The organism is Gammaproteobacteria bacterium (assembly GCA_034522055.1).
In the GTDB taxonomy this organism is placed as follows: Bacteria; Pseudomonadota; Gammaproteobacteria; order JAABTG01; family JAABTG01; genus JAABTG01.
In genome coordinates, this window is sequence record JAXHLS010000002.1 from 1,992,441 (window position 1) to 2,008,787 (window position 16,347).

General features: G+C 68.1%; 18 protein-coding genes. 7 read left to right on the forward strand and 11 right to left on the reverse strand.

Annotated elements, in window-relative coordinates; translation table 11 throughout:
- The first annotated feature begins 100 nt into the window (after positions 1-100).
- Positions 101-1,291, forward strand: a complete 1,191-nt coding sequence (locus U5S82_09640) for a fatty acid desaturase (protein MDZ7751907.1) — start codon at positions 101-103, stop codon at positions 1,289-1,291.
- 318 nt (positions 1,292-1,609) lie between these two features.
- On the opposite strand, the gene U5S82_09645 is transcribed toward U5S82_09640, so the two are convergent.
- The 10 genes from U5S82_09645 to radC all read right to left on the reverse strand — a co-directional run bounded on the left by U5S82_09645 (position 1,610) and on the right by radC (position 8,721).
- Positions 1,610-2,140, reverse strand: coding sequence for a DUF3299 domain-containing protein (locus tag U5S82_09645; protein MDZ7751908.1), 531 nt, complete (start codon positions 2,138-2,140; stop codon positions 1,610-1,612).
- A 23-nt stretch (positions 2,141-2,163) separates the two neighbouring features.
- Positions 2,164-3,423, reverse strand: coding sequence for an ABC transporter permease (locus U5S82_09650; GenBank protein MDZ7751909.1), 1,260 nt, complete (start codon positions 3,421-3,423; stop codon positions 2,164-2,166).
- A 3-nt stretch (positions 3,424-3,426) separates the two neighbouring features.
- Positions 3,427-4,194, reverse strand: coding sequence for an ABC transporter ATP-binding protein (locus tag U5S82_09655; protein MDZ7751910.1), 768 nt, complete (start codon positions 4,192-4,194; stop codon positions 3,427-3,429).
- Entirely contained in the window at positions 4,187-4,642 is a 456-nt protein-coding gene (locus tag U5S82_09660; GenBank protein ID MDZ7751911.1) for a transcriptional repressor, read from the reverse strand. Before U5S82_09660 ends, U5S82_09655 begins: the two co-directional genes overlap by 8 nt.
- The gene (locus tag U5S82_09665) at positions 4,635-5,507 is read right to left on the reverse strand and encodes a metal ABC transporter permease (protein MDZ7751912.1); all 873 of its coding nucleotides are present in this window, start codon (positions 5,505-5,507) and stop codon (positions 4,635-4,637) included. The genes U5S82_09660 and U5S82_09665 overlap by 8 nt, the downstream gene beginning before the upstream one ends.
- 4 nt (positions 5,508-5,511) lie before the next feature.
- Positions 5,512-6,240: a metal ABC transporter ATP-binding protein gene (locus U5S82_09670; GenBank protein ID MDZ7751913.1), complete on the reverse strand. Its 729-nt coding sequence runs from the start codon at positions 6,238-6,240 to the stop codon at positions 5,512-5,514.
- A gap of 2 nt (positions 6,241-6,242) precedes the next feature.
- A complete protein-coding gene (locus tag U5S82_09675) occupies positions 6,243-7,115 on the reverse strand; it encodes a zinc ABC transporter substrate-binding protein (protein MDZ7751914.1) in 873 nt (290 codons plus the stop codon).
- A gap of 387 nt (positions 7,116-7,502) precedes the next feature.
- Complete coding sequence (rpmG, locus tag U5S82_09680) at positions 7,503-7,658, reverse strand: 50S ribosomal protein L33 (protein MDZ7751915.1); 156 nt, start codon at positions 7,656-7,658, stop codon at positions 7,503-7,505.
- Positions 7,659-7,668: 10 nt separating this feature from the next.
- The gene (gene rpmB / locus U5S82_09685) at positions 7,669-7,905 is read right to left on the reverse strand and encodes a 50S ribosomal protein L28 (protein ID MDZ7751916.1); all 237 of its coding nucleotides are present in this window, start codon (positions 7,903-7,905) and stop codon (positions 7,669-7,671) included.
- A 141-nt stretch (positions 7,906-8,046) separates the two neighbouring features.
- The gene (gene radC, locus U5S82_09690; GenBank protein ID MDZ7751917.1) at positions 8,047-8,721 is read right to left on the reverse strand and encodes a DNA repair protein RadC; all 675 of its coding nucleotides are present in this window, start codon (positions 8,719-8,721) and stop codon (positions 8,047-8,049) included.
- A 120-nt stretch (positions 8,722-8,841) separates the two neighbouring features.
- On the opposite strand from radC, the gene coaBC reads away from it, so the two are divergent.
- The 6 genes from coaBC to U5S82_09720 are packed head-to-tail and all read left to right on the forward strand — an operon-like array spanning position 8,842 to position 15,315.
- On the forward strand, positions 8,842-10,041 hold the full coding sequence (gene coaBC, locus U5S82_09695) for a bifunctional phosphopantothenoylcysteine decarboxylase/phosphopantothenate--cysteine ligase CoaBC (protein ID MDZ7751918.1): 1,200 nt from the start codon (positions 8,842-8,844) through the stop codon (positions 10,039-10,041).
- Positions 10,028-10,483 (forward strand): dUTP diphosphatase, encoded by a 456-nt coding sequence (gene dut / locus U5S82_09700; protein MDZ7751919.1) that lies wholly within the window; start codon positions 10,028-10,030, stop codon positions 10,481-10,483. The genes coaBC and dut overlap by 14 nt, the downstream gene beginning before the upstream one ends.
- Positions 10,484-10,543: 60 nt before the next feature.
- On the forward strand, positions 10,544-13,027 hold the full coding sequence (locus U5S82_09705) for a phosphomannomutase/phosphoglucomutase (GenBank protein MDZ7751920.1): 2,484 nt from the start codon (positions 10,544-10,546) through the stop codon (positions 13,025-13,027).
- A 35-nt stretch (positions 13,028-13,062) separates the two neighbouring features.
- A complete protein-coding gene (gene argB / locus U5S82_09710; protein MDZ7751921.1) occupies positions 13,063-13,977 on the forward strand; it encodes an acetylglutamate kinase in 915 nt (304 codons plus the stop codon).
- Positions 13,974-14,567: a nucleoid occlusion factor SlmA gene (gene slmA, locus U5S82_09715; protein MDZ7751922.1), complete on the forward strand. Its 594-nt coding sequence runs from the start codon at positions 13,974-13,976 to the stop codon at positions 14,565-14,567. The genes argB and slmA overlap by 4 nt, the downstream gene beginning before the upstream one ends.
- Before the next feature lie 34 nt (positions 14,568-14,601).
- A complete protein-coding gene (locus U5S82_09720) occupies positions 14,602-15,315 on the forward strand; it encodes a SprT family zinc-dependent metalloprotease (GenBank protein ID MDZ7751923.1) in 714 nt (237 codons plus the stop codon).
- A 280-nt stretch (positions 15,316-15,595) separates the two neighbouring features.
- Here the strand turns inward: U5S82_09720 and U5S82_09725 are convergent, their stop codons facing one another.
- A complete protein-coding gene (locus U5S82_09725) occupies positions 15,596-16,267 on the reverse strand; it encodes a hypothetical protein (GenBank protein ID MDZ7751924.1) in 672 nt (223 codons plus the stop codon).
- Positions 16,268-16,347 lie beyond the last annotated feature (80 nt).

Genomic DNA, 16,347 nt, shown 5'->3' on the forward strand with positions numbered 1-16,347 from the left:
TGATAAACTTGTCGGAATTTAAATTCGATTCGCAGTGTCCAATCACTGTCATAGCATCCTGCAAAGAACTAGCCCTTCCAAAGAGTAAATCATGACCCTAATGGAATTCCTCATCTCCGGTGTGACCGGCCTGTCGGTCCCGGGCAAGATCCTGGTGACCCTGCTGTTCACCCACCTGACCATCGTCTCCGTCACGGTATACCTGCATCGCAACCAGGCCCACCGGGCCCTGGACCTGCATCCGCTGGTGGCCGTGGCCTTCCGCGCCTGGCTGTGGCTCACCACCGGCATGGTCACCCGCGAATGGGTGGCGGTGCACCGCCGTCACCACGCCCGTTGCGAGGGCCCGCAGGACCCCCACAGCCCGGCCCAGGTAGGCATCGGCAAGGTGCTCAAGGAGGGCTCGGAACTCTACCGCGAGGCCGCGGCCGACGGCGCGACCCTGGAGCAGTTCGGCAAGGGTACGCCGGACGACTGGCTGGAGCGCCATGTGTTCTCGTGCCACAGCGTGCTGGGCGTGGCCCTGATGCTGATGGCCGACGTGGTGCTGTTCGGTGTCGCCGGGCTTGCCATGTGGGCGGTGCAGATGCTGTGGATCCCCGTCATGGCCGCCGGCGTCATCAACGGCATCGGCCACTGGTGGGGCTACCGCAACTACGAGGTCCAGGACCGCTCCACCAACATCCTGCCCTGGGGCGTGCTCATCGGCGGCGAGGAACTCCACAACAACCACCATGCCTACGCCAGCTCGGCGCGCTTCTCGTCCAAATGGTGGGAGCTGGACGCGGGCTGGGTCTACATCCGTGCCCTCCAGGCAGTGGGGCTGGCGAAGGTGCGGCGACTGGCGCCGCGGGTCTACCGCATTCCCGGCAAGTCCCGGGTCGACGTGGACACCGTCAGGGCCGTGGTGACGGCCCAGGTCCAGGTGGCCGCCGCCTATGCTAGGGGTGTGATGGTGCGGGTGTATCGTGAGGAGTTGGCGCGCTTTTCGGGGGGTGACCGCCGCCTGCTGGCCCAGGCCCGCAAGCTGCTGGTGCGCGAGCAGAGCCTGTTGAGCGCCGACGCCCGGATGCATCTCCAGCAGGCCTTGGCCCGCAGCCAAGCGCTGCAGACGGTCTATGAGTTCCGCGAGCGCCTGTTCGATATCTGGTCTCGGCGCAGTGCGCGCCAGGAGGAGCTGATGGAGTCCCTCCAGGAATGGTGCCGCCAGGCGGAAAGCACGGGCATCCAGGCCCTGGAGGATTTCTCGCGCCAGCTGCGCAGCTACTCCAGCGCCCCGGCCACGGCGTGACGCCCGACCCCTACAGATACACCACCACTGCTTGTTCCTTTGGCACGGATGTAGGTCGGGATTCATCCCGACATTAGACCCAACCGCACACACCACGGGCCGGGCCGGAGCCACCCGCCGGCGTCGGCTGTCGGGCTGAAGCCCGACCTACAGCCCGCCCTACACAACACCCCCCCTGCCCATTCCTTTGGCACGGATGTAGGTCGGGATTCATCCCGACATTAAACTCCTCCCTGACCTTCTCCCTTTTCGCGTCATTTCGCGTCTTTCGCGGTTACGCTTTTAGCCTGTAGGTCGGGATTCATCCCGACAATCAAACTATTCATAGGGTTCCACGGCGGTGGCGTCCAGCCGGTAGCCCGCTTCGGCGAGTTCGCTGGAGTTCTGCTCCACCCGCAAAGTGCCCGTGACCCACACGGTGTCGAACAGCTTGCCGCGGTAGGGCCGGTCCTCGGCGGTGACCACGTATACGGTCTGGTTGGCGGGCGGCGGCGGCACGTGGATACAGGCCCCGTAGTAGGGCACCAGCAGGAACTCGGCGATGGCCTCGGGTTCCACCTCCAGGGGCACCACGAAGCCCGGCAGCCGTACCCGCCGGCCGTCCAACTCGGGCACCACCGGGGCCTCGTCCCACAGGGCCTTCAACTTGTCCATGAGTTCCTGGGCCCGGGGGTCGTCGTCGCTCAGGCCCTCGGCATCGAATTCAGCCAGCAGCTTGTCCGGCCGCCAGTCCTCCGGGATCAGGGCATCCCAATCCAGTTCCTCCGCGCTCCCGGCGGCCCGCGGGGCCTCACCGGCTGCCGTGAATAAAAACAGCATGGTCCCCAGGATCAGGGCTCTAGTGGTCATGGGATAGCGCATTTACGGGGTCCTCATACACGGATGGACAGGCCGTCGGCCAGGGACAGTCGATAGGCCCGGTAGGCGGGGATGGCGCCCACGCTGAAGCCGGCCACGGCCACGGCGCCCAGCAGGATCAACTCGTTGCCGGCGGGGGCGGCCACGGCGATATGGATGCCCAGCCGGTCCTCCATCACCGTGCGGGCGGCCAGCAGCAGCCCGTAGAGCAGGCCGAGGCCAAGGGCGATGCCGCCGCCCGTCAGGACACCGGCCTCGCCCATGATGAGGGTGAATACGTGGATCGGCCGCGCGCCCACGGAGCGCAGGATGGCCATCTCCCGGCGCCGCTCGTTGAGGCTGGCCAGGAGCGCGGTGAGCATGCCGGCCAGACCCACCACCACCACGAAGGCCGCCACCACCAGCAGGGCATTCTCCGCCACCGCCATCAGGTTCCACAGCTCGCTCAGGGCCACGCCGGGGAGGATAGCGGTCAGGGGCTCGTCGGGATAGTCGTTGACGAAGCGCTGGACCTGGAAGGCGGCCATCCGCGAGGTCAGCCCCACCAGTACCGCGGTGATCTCGTCGGGGGTCAGGTCCATGGTGCGCAGCCGCTCGGCCGGGACCTGGAAGCCCGGCATGGGGGTCCCGCTCTGCCAGCCCACATGGATGGCCTCGATGGCCCGCAGGCTCACGTGCACCGTGTGGTCCACCGGGGTGCCCGTGGCCTTCAGGATCCCGGCCACCCGGAAAGGCCTGTCCTCGTGGCGGGTGAAGGCGACGTCCGCGGCGCCGTGGGCCACCACCAGCTCGTCCCCGAGGGCATAGCCCAGCTTGCGGGCCACCTGTGCCCCCAGCACCGCGTCGTAGAGATCGTCGAAGACGCCGCCCGTGGCGAAGGCGAGGGCGCGATCCCGGGCATAGCGATAGTGCTCGAAATAGGCCGCGGTGGTGCCCATCACCCGGTAACCGCGGTGAGAGTCGCCGAGGGAGATGGGGACGGTCCAGGCCACCCGGGGATGGTTCGCCAGCTCCCGGTAGCTGGCCCAGGAGATGTTGTTGGTGGGGTTGCCGATGCGGAACACCGAATAGAGCAGGAGCTGCACGCCGCCACTGCGGGCGCCGACGATGAGATCGGTGCCGGAGATGGTGTTGGCGAAGCTCGTCCGGGCCTCGTGGCGCAGCCGTTCCACCCCCACCAGCAGGGTCACCGACAGGGCGATGGAGAACAGGGTGAGGGCCGCCGTGGCACGACGGTTCACCAGGCTCTTCCAGGCCAGACCGAGCACGGCCATGGCTCAGACCCTGGCGGCGATCGCTGTCGCCGCCGCCCGGTTGGCCTCGGTGAGGCGGATGGTGCGCTGAAACAGTTCTTCGAGGGCGGAATCGTGGCTCACGAACACCAGGGTGGCACCGTTCGCCCGGCATTCGTCGAACAGCAGACGCAGGAAGGACTCGCGACGGCCGGCGTCCAGGGACGAGGTGGGCTCGTCGGCGATGAGGAGTTCCGGGGAGCCCATGAGGGCGCGGGCCGCCGCCACCCGCTGTTGCTGGCCCACACTGAGGGCCGTCACCGGCCGCCGGTGGAAGGCCGCCTGGTCCATATCCAGGTGCTCGAGCAACCGCACGGCCTCGGCCTCCAGGCTGGGGGAGCGTTGCAGGGCCCGCTCCCGGCGGCGACTGGAAAAACGGCAGGGCAGGACCACGTTGTCTACCATGGAGAGGTAGGGGATGAGGTTGAACATCTGGAAGATGTAGCCGATGTGGTGGGCGCGGAAGTGGTCCCGGGCGGCGGCACCCATGGTGTCGAGGCGCCGGTCCAGCACCCGCACTTTGCCCTCGCCGGCCACGTTGATGCCCGCCAGCAGGCCGAGGAGGGTGCTCTTGCCACTGCCGCTGGGGCCCTCGATGAAGACCTGCTCACCCCGTTCCACCCGCAACTCCTCCAGGGCCAGCACCACGGGCTCCCGGGGGTGCCAGCGGTAGGCCAGATCGCGGATGTCGATGGCCGGGGCGGCGTCCGCGGCGGGGGCATGGCCGCTCCCGTCGTTGGTGCCGTCACTCATGGGCCTTCGCCGTGCAGCGGGCGCAGCTGCCGATGAGTTCCACCACCCGGCGCTTGGGGGCGAAGCCCGAGGCGGTCTCGGCCGCGCGCAGGCTGCGGGCGATGGCGGGGTCCTCCAGTTCGCTCACATCGCCACAGTCGGCGCAGATGAGGAACTGGCTGGCGTGGGGGTGGTCCGGGTGGGAGCAGCCCACGAAGGCATGGATGCTTTCCAGCTTGTGTACCAGGCCCTGCTCGAGGAGAAAGTCGAGGGCGCGGTATACCGTGGGCGGAGCCGGATTGCTGATGCTGGAGCGCATGAGGTCGAGGATGTCGTAGGCGCTCATGGGGCGTTCGGCCGCGCACACCAGTTCCAGCACCGTGCGGCGCTGAGGTGTGAGGCGCACCCCGCGTTCCCGGCACAGGGCCTCGGCCTGTTCCATGATTCCCGCGAGTCGCTTGCTATCCATGCCGGGCCTCCCCTGCCGCCCCGGGGTTGAGGGCGCGGTGGGCGCGGTGCCGGGCGAGGCGGCGGCTGACCAGGGTGGAGGCCAGGTACAGGACCCCCGCCAGCAGGATGATGGTGGGCCCCACGGGGAGATCGGGAGCGTAGGAAAGGGCCAGTCCGCCCGTGGTGACTACCCCGCCCAGCAGGGTGGCCACTGCCATCATGGGGCCCAGGGAGTGGACGTAGTGGCCAGCCACCGCCGCGGGCAGGGTGAGCAGGGCCAGCACCAGGATCAGGCCTACCACCTGGATCAGCAGCACCACCGTCACCGCCACCAGCACCAGCAGCAGCAGGTAGAAGAAGGCCACGGGCACCCCCCGCAGGCGGGCGAACTCCTCGTCGAAGGCCACCGCCATGAACTGGCGGTGAAAGGCGACCACCGCCGCCAGCAGTGCGGCGTCCAGGGCGGCCATGAACCACAGGCTCTCCCGGGGCACCAGCAGGATGTTGCCGAACAGATAACTCATGAGGTCGCTCTGATAACCGGGTGTCTTGGCCATGAACAGGATACCCACGGCCATGCCTATCGCCCACAGGGCGCTGATGAGGGTATCCTCCTGAGCCCGCCAGTGCAGCCGGATGCCGCCGATCAACAGGGCCGCCACCACGGCCGCCCCCAGGGCGCCCGCCAGGGGCGGCAGGCCGAAGTAGATGGCGGCACCGATGCCACCCAGCACCGAGTGGGCGATGCCGCCGGCGAGAAAGGCGATGCGTTTGACGACGACGTAAGTACCCATGATGCCGCAGCCGATGCTGGCCAGCAGGCCGGCGGCCAGGGCGGTCTGCAGGAAGGACTGGTGGCTCAGGGCGTGGAGAAATCCGTCCATGGTGTCAGTGGTGGTGTTGCACCATGCGAACCTGATCGCCGTAGAGGTCCTGGATGATTTCGCCGTCCACGGCCTCGGTCCTGTGGCACACCAGGGTGCGGTTGATGCAGGCCACCCGCCGCACGTAGCTGGAGATGAAGGCGATATCGTGGGACACCACCAGGATGGTCATACGTTCATTCAGTCGCCCCAGGAGGTCGAAGATGTCGCTCTCCAGGCGCTGGTCGATGTTGGCGGTGGGCTCGTCCAGGATCAGCACCCGGGGGGCGCTCACCAGGGCCCGGGCCAGCAGGGCGCGCTGGAGCTGTCCTCCCGACAGGCTGCCGATCTGGCGCCGGGCCAGGTCATCGGCCTCCACCTCCACCATGGCCTGCCACGCGGCCGCGCGATCGGCCGGGCGGTAACGGCCCAGCCAGCCGCCGCTGCCGAGACGCCCCATGAGCACCGTCTGCTCCACGGTGATGGGAAAGTCCCGGGAGAAGCCGGGATACTGGGCCACGTAGCCGAGATGCCGGCTGGCATCCCGGGGCGGGTGCCCCAGCACCCGGATGTCCCCGCGCTGGGGTTCCAGCAGGCCGAGTATGAGTTTCAGCAGGGTGCTCTTGCCTCCGGCGTTGGGGCCCACGATGCCGAGGAACTCGCCCTCGTCCACCGTCAGGTCGACCCCCTCCAGCACCGGCGCGGCGCCGTAGGAGAAGCCCACGTCCCGGAGTTCGATGATGGGCACCGCCACGGTCACGGGGTCCCGTTGCCGGCGATGAGGCGGGCGGCCCGGCGCATGTTGGCGACATAGTCCGCGGCCAGGGGGTCCATGACCACCACCCGGCCGTCGATCTCCTCGGCCAGGCGCTTGGGCAGCCGCCTGTCCATCTGGGGCTGCACAAAGATCACCCGTACGCCGTGCTCTCTCGCCCGCTCGATGAGGGCGCCGAGGGTGCGGGCGCCGGGCTCCTTGCCCTCCTGCTCGATGGCCATCTGGGTGAGGCCGTAGCGGGCGGCGAAATGGCTCCACGCGGGATGATAGACCATGAATCGGCGATTGCCCGAGGCCGCGAAGAGGGCCCGGATGTCGGCATCCAGGGTCTCCAGCTCGGCGGCGAAGTCATGGTAGTTGGCGGTAAAAACCTCGGCGTTGGCGGGGTCGATACGACCCAGGGTGTCGCGGATGTGCGCCGCCATACGCTTTACCAGCAGGGGATCGGTCCATACGTGGGGATCGTGCCCCTCCGGGTCATGATGGTGGTCGCCATGGCTTTCGCTCTCCGCGGGTGCGTGGTGGTCCGCTCCCAGATCCAGTCCGGTGCGGGCGTCCATCACTTCCATGGCGGGATTGACGGCGCGGATGCGCGCCATCCAGGTGTCTTCGAAGGGCACGCCGACGCGGATATACAACTGCGCCGCGGCCAGGGCGCCGATCTGACGCGGCGTGGGGTCGTAGGTGTGAGGGTTGTGTCCGGGACCCACCATGGCGGTCACCGTCACCGCCTCGGCACCGATTCGCTCGACGAAGGTTTTGAGGGGCACCACGCTGACGAAGACGCCCGGGGGCTCGCCGGCACCCAGGGCCGGAGGCGTCACCAGGAACAACATCAGGAACAGACGCCACATGGGGCTATACCGTTAATGTGAAAGTCGCGAAGCACGAACTCCCCCTCTCCCTCTGGGACAAATCCGTCGGGAACGGATTTGAACGCGCCTTGGCGCGGCCCGCAGGGCGAAGGGCAGGACGCCTGGAGTACAGGGCTGGGGTGAGGGAACGAACATGGCGATACGCGCTTCTCTTTCATCATTTCGGGTGGCGCGTATCGCCATGAGAGTTTTCTTGGATAAGGAACAGTAGCGGCGCGGGCGGCGGTACCCCGCCGATGGCTTTGTTATGTTATAACACAATGCAATGGATTGCGAGGCCGAGACCGGGCGGGGACTGTGCCGGCGCGCGTCGGCGCGTTGAAGGGGGGCGGCGTATGGTGGCGGGGCCGGGGCCCCGCCACGGGATTACTTGATCTTGGCTTCCTTGTACATGACGTGCTTGCGGACCACCGGGTCGAATTTCTTGAACTCGAGCTTGTCGGGGGTGGTGCGCTTGTTCTTGTTGGTGGTGTAGAAGTGGCCGGTACCGGCGCTGGACACGAGTTTGATCTTGTCTCTCATAGTGACCTCCTCAGACCTTGTCGCCGCGCTTGCGAATCTCGGCCAGCACGGGCTCGATGCCCAGCTTGTCGATCATGCGCAGGCCCTTGTGGCTGATCTTGAGCTTGACCCAGCGCTTCTCACTCTCCACCCAGAAGCGATGGGAATGCAGATTGGGAAGGAAACGACGGCGGGTCTTGTTGTGGGCATGGGACACGTTGTTGCCCGAGGCCGGCCGCTTGCCCGTAACCTGACATACTCTAGACATGACTGCTTTTCCGGTTGGTTTCCGGCAGGAGCGCGCGCGGGCCGGCCTGCCGCAAGGGATACGCCGCCCGGAGGCGGAAAGACCGCGATTTATAGCAGATGGCGGCCCGCGCCGCAACCTCGGTATGCGCGCCCGGCGGCCTCATAGCAGGCCCCGCTGGGCGAAGGAGACGGGCGGCCCGTCCCCCACCACGAAATGGTCCAGCAGGCGGATGTCCACCAGGTCCAGGGCGGCCTTGAGGCGCCGGGTAATGGCCTCGTCGGCGCGGCTCGGCTCGGCCACCCCCGAGGGATGGTTGTGGGCCAGGATCACCGCCGCCGCGTTGTGTTCCAGCACCCGTTTGACCACCTCGCGGGGATGGACGCTGGCGCCATCCAGGGTGCCCATGAAGAGTTCCTCGTAGGCGATCAGACGGTGGCGGTTGTCCAGGAACAGGCAGGCGAAGACCTCGCGCCCGCGGCCGCGCAGACGGCTCGCGAGATAACGGGCGGTGGCCTCGGGGCTGTCCATCACCGGGCCGCGGTCGAGGCGGCTCTCCAGGTAACGGCGCCCCAGTTCCAGGGCCGCCTGCAACAGGGCATAGCGGGCGGGGCCGATACCGGGCGCCGCCATTACGCGCCGGCCTTCGGCATCCAGCAGTCCCTGGAGTCCGCCCCAGGTGCCGAGGAGGCCGCGGGCCACGTCCACCGCCGAGCTGCCCCGTACTCCGGAGCCGAGGAAGATGGCGAGCAGTTCCGCGTCGGAGAGGGCGGCGCTGCCGCGTTTGAAGAGTTTCTCCCGAGGACGTTCGTCCTCGGGCCAGTCCGTAATGGCCATGTGACCTCCGTGTCCGGCAATGGTTGATGTCAGTGGCCCGGCGCCCGGGGCGGATAGCGCCGGGGCTTGATAGTGAATACCTACTCAAGGACGCCCGATGGCCTTAAACTGTAGCCCAGCATGGCCATCCTGACCAACAGGCGCATTCTCCTCGGCATCGGCGGCAGCGTGGCGGCCTACAAGGGTGCCGAGGTGGTGAGGCTGTTGGCCGGCGCCGGCGCCGAGGTACGGGTGGTGCTGACGGCGGGTGGGGCGCGGTTCATCACTCCCCTGACCCTCCAGGCCCTGTCGGGCCGAAGCGTGCACGAGGACATGATGGATCCCCGGGCCGAGGCCGCCATGGGGCACATCGAGCTGGCCCGTTGGGCGGACCTGGTGCTCATCGCCCCCGCCAGTGCCAACCTCATGGCGCGCCTCGCCGCCGGCATGGCCGACGATCTCCTCACCACCGCCTGCCTGGCCACGGCTGCTCCCCTCATGATGGCCCCGGCCATGAACCGGCACATGTGGGCGGCCCCGGCGACCCAGGCCAATCTTCATACCCTCGGGCGGCGGGGTGTCAGCGTCCTCGGCCCGGCCACCGGCGATCAGGCCTGCGGTGACAGCGGGCCTGGACGCATGGTGGAGGCGGCAGAGATCGTGGCTGGGGTGGAACGACACTTCGGCGGCGAGCCCCTCACCGGCCTGCGGGTGATGGTGACCGCCGGTCCCACTCGCGAGGCCCTGGACCCCGTGCGTTACCTCAGCAATCGCAGTTCGGGGCGCATGGGCTTCGCCGTGGCCGAGGCGGCGCGCCGGGCCGGCGCCGAGGTGGTGCTGGTGGCCGGGCCCGTGGCCCTGGCGACGCCGCCCGGGGTGGAGCGCGTGGATACGGTGTCCGCCGCCGACATGCTGGAGGCCGTGATGGCGAACCTGGCGGGTTGCGATATATTCATCGCGGCGGCGGCGGTGGCGGACTACCGGCCCGCCGAGCGCCGCGGCGACAAGATCAAGAAGGGCACCGCGGCGATGGACCTCGCCCTGGAACCCACACCGGACATCCTCGCTACCGTGGCCATGGTGGAGGACGGCCCCTTCACCGTGGGCTTCGCCGCCGAGACCCGTGATCTGGAACGTCACGCGCGGGATAAACTGGAGCGCAAGGGCCCGGACCTCGTGGCCGCCAACCTGGTGGGTGATGAAGTCGGCTTCGACAGCGAGCACAACGCCCTGACGGTGTACTGGCGGGGCGGTTCACGGGACCTCGGCCGGGCCACCAAGCGGGAGTTGGCCGATGGCCTCATCACGTTGATTGTGGAGCGCATGATTGAGCAAGGTTGAAGTCAGGATCCTGGACCCGCGCATCGGCGCGGAATTTCCCCTGCCGGACTACGCCACCCCTGGCGCCGCCGGCATGGACCTGCGAGCCTGCGTGGAAGAGACCCTGGAGGTGGCCCCCGGAGCCACTCATCTGATTCCCACGGGTATCGCCATTCACATGGCGGATTCCGGCCTCGCGGCGGTGTTGCTGCCGCGCTCGGGGCTGGGCCACAAGCACGGCATCGTGCTCGGCAACCTGGTGGGTCTCATCGATTCCGACTACCAGGGCCAGGTGTTCGTCTCCTGCTGGAATCGAGGCGCAGTTCCCTTCACCCTGGAACCGGGGGAGCGTATCGCCCAGATGGTCTTCCTGCCGGTGGTCAAGGCCAGTCTCGAGGTGGTGGAGGAGTTCAGTCCCAGCGAGCGGGGCGCCGGCGGCTTCGGCTCCTCGGGCCGCCATTGACGAAGCCGGTGACACGGTCTGAGGCAGTGGACACGACCCTGGAGGGTGCGCGCGGAGATCATGAAAAGAACACCTGAACTCAAACTGGGAGGCAAGCGTATCCGGCTCGCGGTAGTGGCGGCAGTGGCGCTGCTGGCGGTCGCCGGCGTATTGTTTCTCGGCAGCGGTGGCAATGGTGAAGGCCCGGCGCCCACCGCCGCCGACACCCTGGCCAAGACCCTCGCCGGCCGGCTGCAGCGCGGCCTCGATGAGGAACTCGCCCCCATCCGCGAGGCGGTGAAGACCGCCCCTGGCGTGGCCGCCGCGACCGCGGATGTGGCCCCCGTGGCCACCAGCCATCCCGCCATCCTGGCGGTGCGGCGGCTGCCCGCGGGTCATCGTCAGGTGGACTACGACGCCAGCCCGCCCCTGACCTATGCCGCCATCGATATGCTGAAAAAGGCCGAGGCATCCAGTCGGATACCCAATCCCGAGGCCCTGCTGACGGATACGAAGGACGCCCATATCGCCTGGCTGCTGCCGGCGACGACGGTGGAGGGTGAAATTGGGTGGTATGTGTTCGTCGCCCTGGATGTGGGCCTGATCCAGCGGGTGGTGGAGGGTCTGGCCGACCCGGGGGTGCCCGTGGTCGTGGAGCAGGTGGTGCCGGGCAGCGCGAACATAGCCCTGGCCGGCCGTGGTGGGGCTTTGCGGGGGGGCGTTACTTCCCACTTTGTCCCCGGCTATGGCTGGAAGCTGAGCGTAGGCACCGTATCCCTCGGCGACGAGGTCAGCGATGCCGTGGGTGACCTGCCCGTGGCCTGGATCGCCGGTGCTGTCGTCGTTTTGGGACTGGTGGTCATGGTGCTGGTGCGGCGCCGGCGTGCCGGCGGCGATGACGCCGCAGGTGACGGCGACCGGTCGCCAGTGGTGCTGGACGGTGCGGTGAAGAGCGTAGGGGTCATGTCCCACGAGACCATGCAGTTCGTGGTGGAGGATTACATTTCCCGCGGTGCCGGCGAAGGGATGGGTACGGACACCGGTATCACCGTCACCGAGGGGCCGGTCGCGGGAGAAGCCGCGGAGCCGCAGAAGGTGGCCGCATCCGAGCCGGAGATGGATTTCATGGAGATCTTCGAGTCCTCCGAGGAGCCATCACCCGCCGTGGAGACGCCGGAGGCCGCGGACGACGGCCCGCCCCGGGCCCTTTTTCGTGCCTATGACATTCGTGGCGCCGTGGCCGCGGGGCTGGACGCCGAACTGGCCCGGGACGTGGGCCAGGCGGTAGGTAGTGCCGCCGCCGCGCGGGGCGAGAAGGGCTTCGTGGTGGGGCGCGACGGCCGTCAGTCGAGCCGCGAGCTGGCCGAAGCCATGGTGGCGGGCCTGATGGAGGCCGGCATGGACGTCATCGACGTAGGGCTGGTGCCCACGCCGGTGGTCTATTTCGCGGCCCGCTACCTGGACGTGGGCAGTTGCGTGGTGGTGACCGGTAGTCACAATCCGGCCACGGACAACGGTTTCAAGGTGGTCATCGGCGGCGAGACCCTCCCCCCCGAGGGCATCATGGACCTGCGCCGGCGGGTGGTGGAAAAGGACTTCGTGACCGGCGACGGCAGCGTCCAGCAGATGGACGTGGGGGCGGATTACATCCGCCGCATCAGCGAGGACATCCCGGTGGCCCTGGGCAACGCCTTCAAGCTGGTGGTGGACTGCGCCAACGGTGCCACCAGCGAACTGGCGCCGCGGCTCTACCGGGCCCTGGGTCATGACGTGGTGGACCTGTACTGCAAGGTGGACGGCCGCTTCCCCAACCATCCGCCCGATCCCTGTGAGCCCGAGAACCTCAAGGCCCTGCAGGCGGCCGTCAAACAACACGATGCCGACCTCGGACTCGCCCTCGATGGCGACGGCGACCGCCTGGTGGTGGTGGATGGGACGGGGCACATCGTGTGGCCAGACCGCCTGCTCATGGCCTTCGCCGCCGACGTGTTGGAACGCAACCCGGGCGCCGACGTCGTCTTCGACGTCAAGTGTTCGCGGCACCTGCCGCGGGTGATCACGGAGGCCGGCGGCAACCCCGTGATGTGGAAGTCCGGCCATTCCCTCATGAAGGCCAAGATGGTGGAGACGGGAGCCCCCCTGGGAGGCGAGATGTCCGGCCACATCTTCTTCAAGGAACGCTGGTACGGTTTCGACGACGGCCTCTATGCCGGCGCCCGCCTGCTGGAGATCCTGCAACAGCGCAGCGAATCGCCCACGGCATTCTTCGCCACCCTGCCCCAGACCGTCGCCACCCCGGAGCTGCGGGCGGCGGTACCCGAGGGCGTGCAGCACACCCTCATGGAGCGACTCACCGAGGTCACCCTGGAGGGCGCGGAGATCGACCGTACCGACGGCGTGCGTGCCGAGTATCCCGACGGCTGGGGGTTGCTGCGGGCCTCCAATACCACCCCGAGCCTGGTATTCCGCTTCGAGGCCGACGACGCCGCGGCCCTGGCGCGTATCCAGGGTGCCTTCAGGGACCTGATGTCCCGCCTGCGTCCGGACCTGCATCTGCCCTTCTGAACCCTTCGACCCTCATAAGCCACTGCCATAACGCCATGTCCCTGACCCGTTCCGCCGCCATGACCACCGCCCGCGTGCTCGCCGAGGCCCTGCCCTACATCCAGCGTTTCGCCGGCAAGACCATCGTCATCAAATACGGCGGCAACGCCATGGTGGACGAGGCCCTCAAGGAGGGCTTCGCGCGGGACGTGGTGCTCATGAAGCACGTGGGCATGAATCCGGTGGTGGTGCACGGTGGTGGACCCCAGATCGGCGTGCTGCTGGAACGCCTGGGTAAGGAGACGCGCTTCGTCCAGGGCATGCGGGTCACGGACGCCGAGACCATGGACGTGGTGGAGATGGTGCTGGGGGGGCTGGTGAACAAGGAGATCGTCAATCTCATCAACCGTCACGGTGGCGCCGGCGCCGTGGGGCTCACGGGCAAGGATGGCGACCTCATCCGCGCCCGCAAGCTCACGGTGACTCAGGACTCCCCCGAGCTGGAGGCCCCGGAGATCATCGACCTCGGCCATGTGGGAGAGGTGGAGAGCATCGACACCGGCGTGGTGGACATGCTGATCCACGGCAACTTCATCCCCGTCATCGCCCCCATCGGCGTGGGCGCCGATGGTTTCTCCTACAACATCAACGCCGATCTGGTGGCGGGGCGCCTGGCGGAGACCATGAACGCCGAGAAACTCATGCTGCTCACCAACACCCCGGGCCTGCTGGACAAGCAGGGCGAGTTGCTCACGGGGCTCGATGCGAGGCAGGTCCAGGCCCTCATCGCCGACGGCACCATCCACGGCGGCATGCTGCCCAAGATCCGCTGCGCCCTGGATGCGGTGAGCGCGGGGGTGCGGGCCGCCCATATCGTGGACGGCCGGGTGGAGCACGCGGTGCTGCTGGAGGTGTTCACGGACACGGGGGTGGGCACCCTCATCCACGGCCCCGGGAGAGGCTCGCGATGACGGCGGATGCCCCCGTGGGCCGCCGCCAGCAGATCCTCGAGGCCCTGGCCCACGAGCTGGAGAACAATCCCGGCATGGCCATCACCACCGCCCGTCTGGCCCATGCGGTGGGGGTGTCCGAGGCGGCCCTGTACCGCCACTTCCCCAGTAAGGCCAAGATGTTCGAGGCCCTCATCGAGTTCGCCGAGGAATCGGTGTTCGGCCTGGTGCGGCGCATTCTGCAGGAGGAATCCGAGGCCCTGCGGCGCTGCGAGAACATCCTCATGGTGCTGCTGGGCTTTTCCGCCCGCAATCCCGGCATCACGCGGGTGCTGCTGGGAGATGCACTGGTGGGCGAACACAAACGCCTGTGGGCCCGGGTGGACCAGTTCTTCAATCGCATTGAGACCCAGTTGCGGCAGGTGCTGCGGGAGGGGGAAGCCGCCGGTGACGTGAGTCCCATGGCCCCGCCCGGGGCCACCGCCAACCTGCTGCTGGTGATCGTGGAGGGCAAGATGAGCCAGTACGCCCGCAGCGGCTTCGAGCGCAGCCCCCTGGACGACTGGAGCGAACAATGGCCGGCGGTGGCGGCGCTGCTGCTGGGGCGCTGAGGGCCTTCGCCATGGCGGCCGGCAGGCGATAACGGTGTCCGCCACCGTCTCCCATCATCGCCTGACGGTGGCCGGCCGGCCCCTGGACTACGTCCTGGCCAGGGTGCCGCGGCGCCGCCACATCCAGGTCCGGGTGGCCGACGACGGCACGGTGTGGCTGCGCGTACCCTGGCACTGCCCGCGGCGCCTGGCAGAAGGCGTGCTGCTGGACCACGGCGACTGGGTGTGGCGCACCCGCGCCACCCTGGAGGCCCGGCGGCCGCCGCCCCTCACGGACCATCGGCCCCTGCCCTGGCTCGACGAGACCCTGCACCTGCGGCTGCTGGAGCGCGCCACCTGGCGGGTGATGCGCGAGGGGCCATGGCTCACCGTGCGCGGCCCCGACCTCGGCGAGGCCGAAGTGCGGCCCCGTCTCGAGCACTGGTATCGGCGGCGGGCGCGGGACCACCTGGGGATGCGCCTGGCCCACTATGCCGAGGAGATGGGGCTGGCCTGCCCCACCCTCACCCTGCGGGACCCGCGCACCCGCTGGGGCAGCTGCTCCAGCCGCGGCAGGGTAAACCTGAGCTGGCGCCTGGTGCTGCTGCCCACGCGGGTGGCTGACTACGTGGTAGTCCACGAGCTGGCCCACCTCAGGCAGATGAACCACTCGCCGGCCTTCTGGCGCGAGGTGGAGGCGGTGTTGCCCGACTACGATGCCCGCCGCCGCGTCCTCAGGGAGCTGCCGCGGGAGCGGGTGCGGTTCTAGCCCGCTTGTGAGTGGTCGAATGATCCCTCACCGTGGCACAGAGGCTAAGGAGCACTTCGGGAGATTCCGGGGGGCTGCATCTCGCGCCTGCCAGGATGGCCCGGCCGAGAACCTCGGGAGGGATAGTAGAGGCGCTATCGCTACATCTCTGTGGCGCAACATCTCTGTGGCCTCCGTGCCCCCGTGAGAGAATCGCTTTTCACCCACCCTCCTTAGGGCGATTCGGGGCTAAAGGCGATCTCGAGATGACTTGGCGCGCTTGCCGCCTTGACGAGATCGATCAGTTACCGGCCGGGGCCTCACCGGGGGTGAGGTGGGAGATATCCCCGGGTTGGATGGCGCCCGACTTCAGTTTCTCGAAACGTTCCTTGTCCGCCGCGTACTGTTGCCGGAGTTCCGCCTTCTCGTGCTCGCGGTCGACCACGAACTCCTCGCTTTTCTCGATCTGGCGCTCCACCTGAGCGATGTCCTCCTCGACCTTGTCCGAGACGCCGCCGCCGGCCCGCTCCTCGCGGGCCGCCTTGGCGTGTAGGAGTTCCAGGTTCTGCTCGAATTTCTCGATGTGGTTGCGGGTGAGATTGATGCGGGACTCCAGCACGGCGAGCTTGTCTTCCAGGGCGAGGTCGAGCTCCCGCGACGACGTATAGGTGCGCAGCAGCACCCGGTCGCGGGCCGCCTGCTCCCGGGACAGGCGTTCCTGCGCTTCCTGGTGTTCCCGCTCCCGCCGTTCGGCGGCCATTTCCTCCGGCGTCTTGGCGGCCTCGACCTCCCGTGTCTTCATGCCGCGTTTGGAGAGTTCGTCATGGCCCTTCTGGGCATATTCCGGCGGCACCACGTTGCCGCACTCGCGCACCCCCTCGCTGTTGGTCCAGCATTTGATGGCGGCGTAAGCCGCGCCTGGGATGGCCAGTACGGCCACCATGAGGAGGGTGGGCAAGCGCATCGTTGTCATGACGGTTCCATGGCGTTGGTTTGGAACCATTCTAGCGCCATGGGACCGCAAGGGTGCAATACCCCGACGTTTGTCAAAAA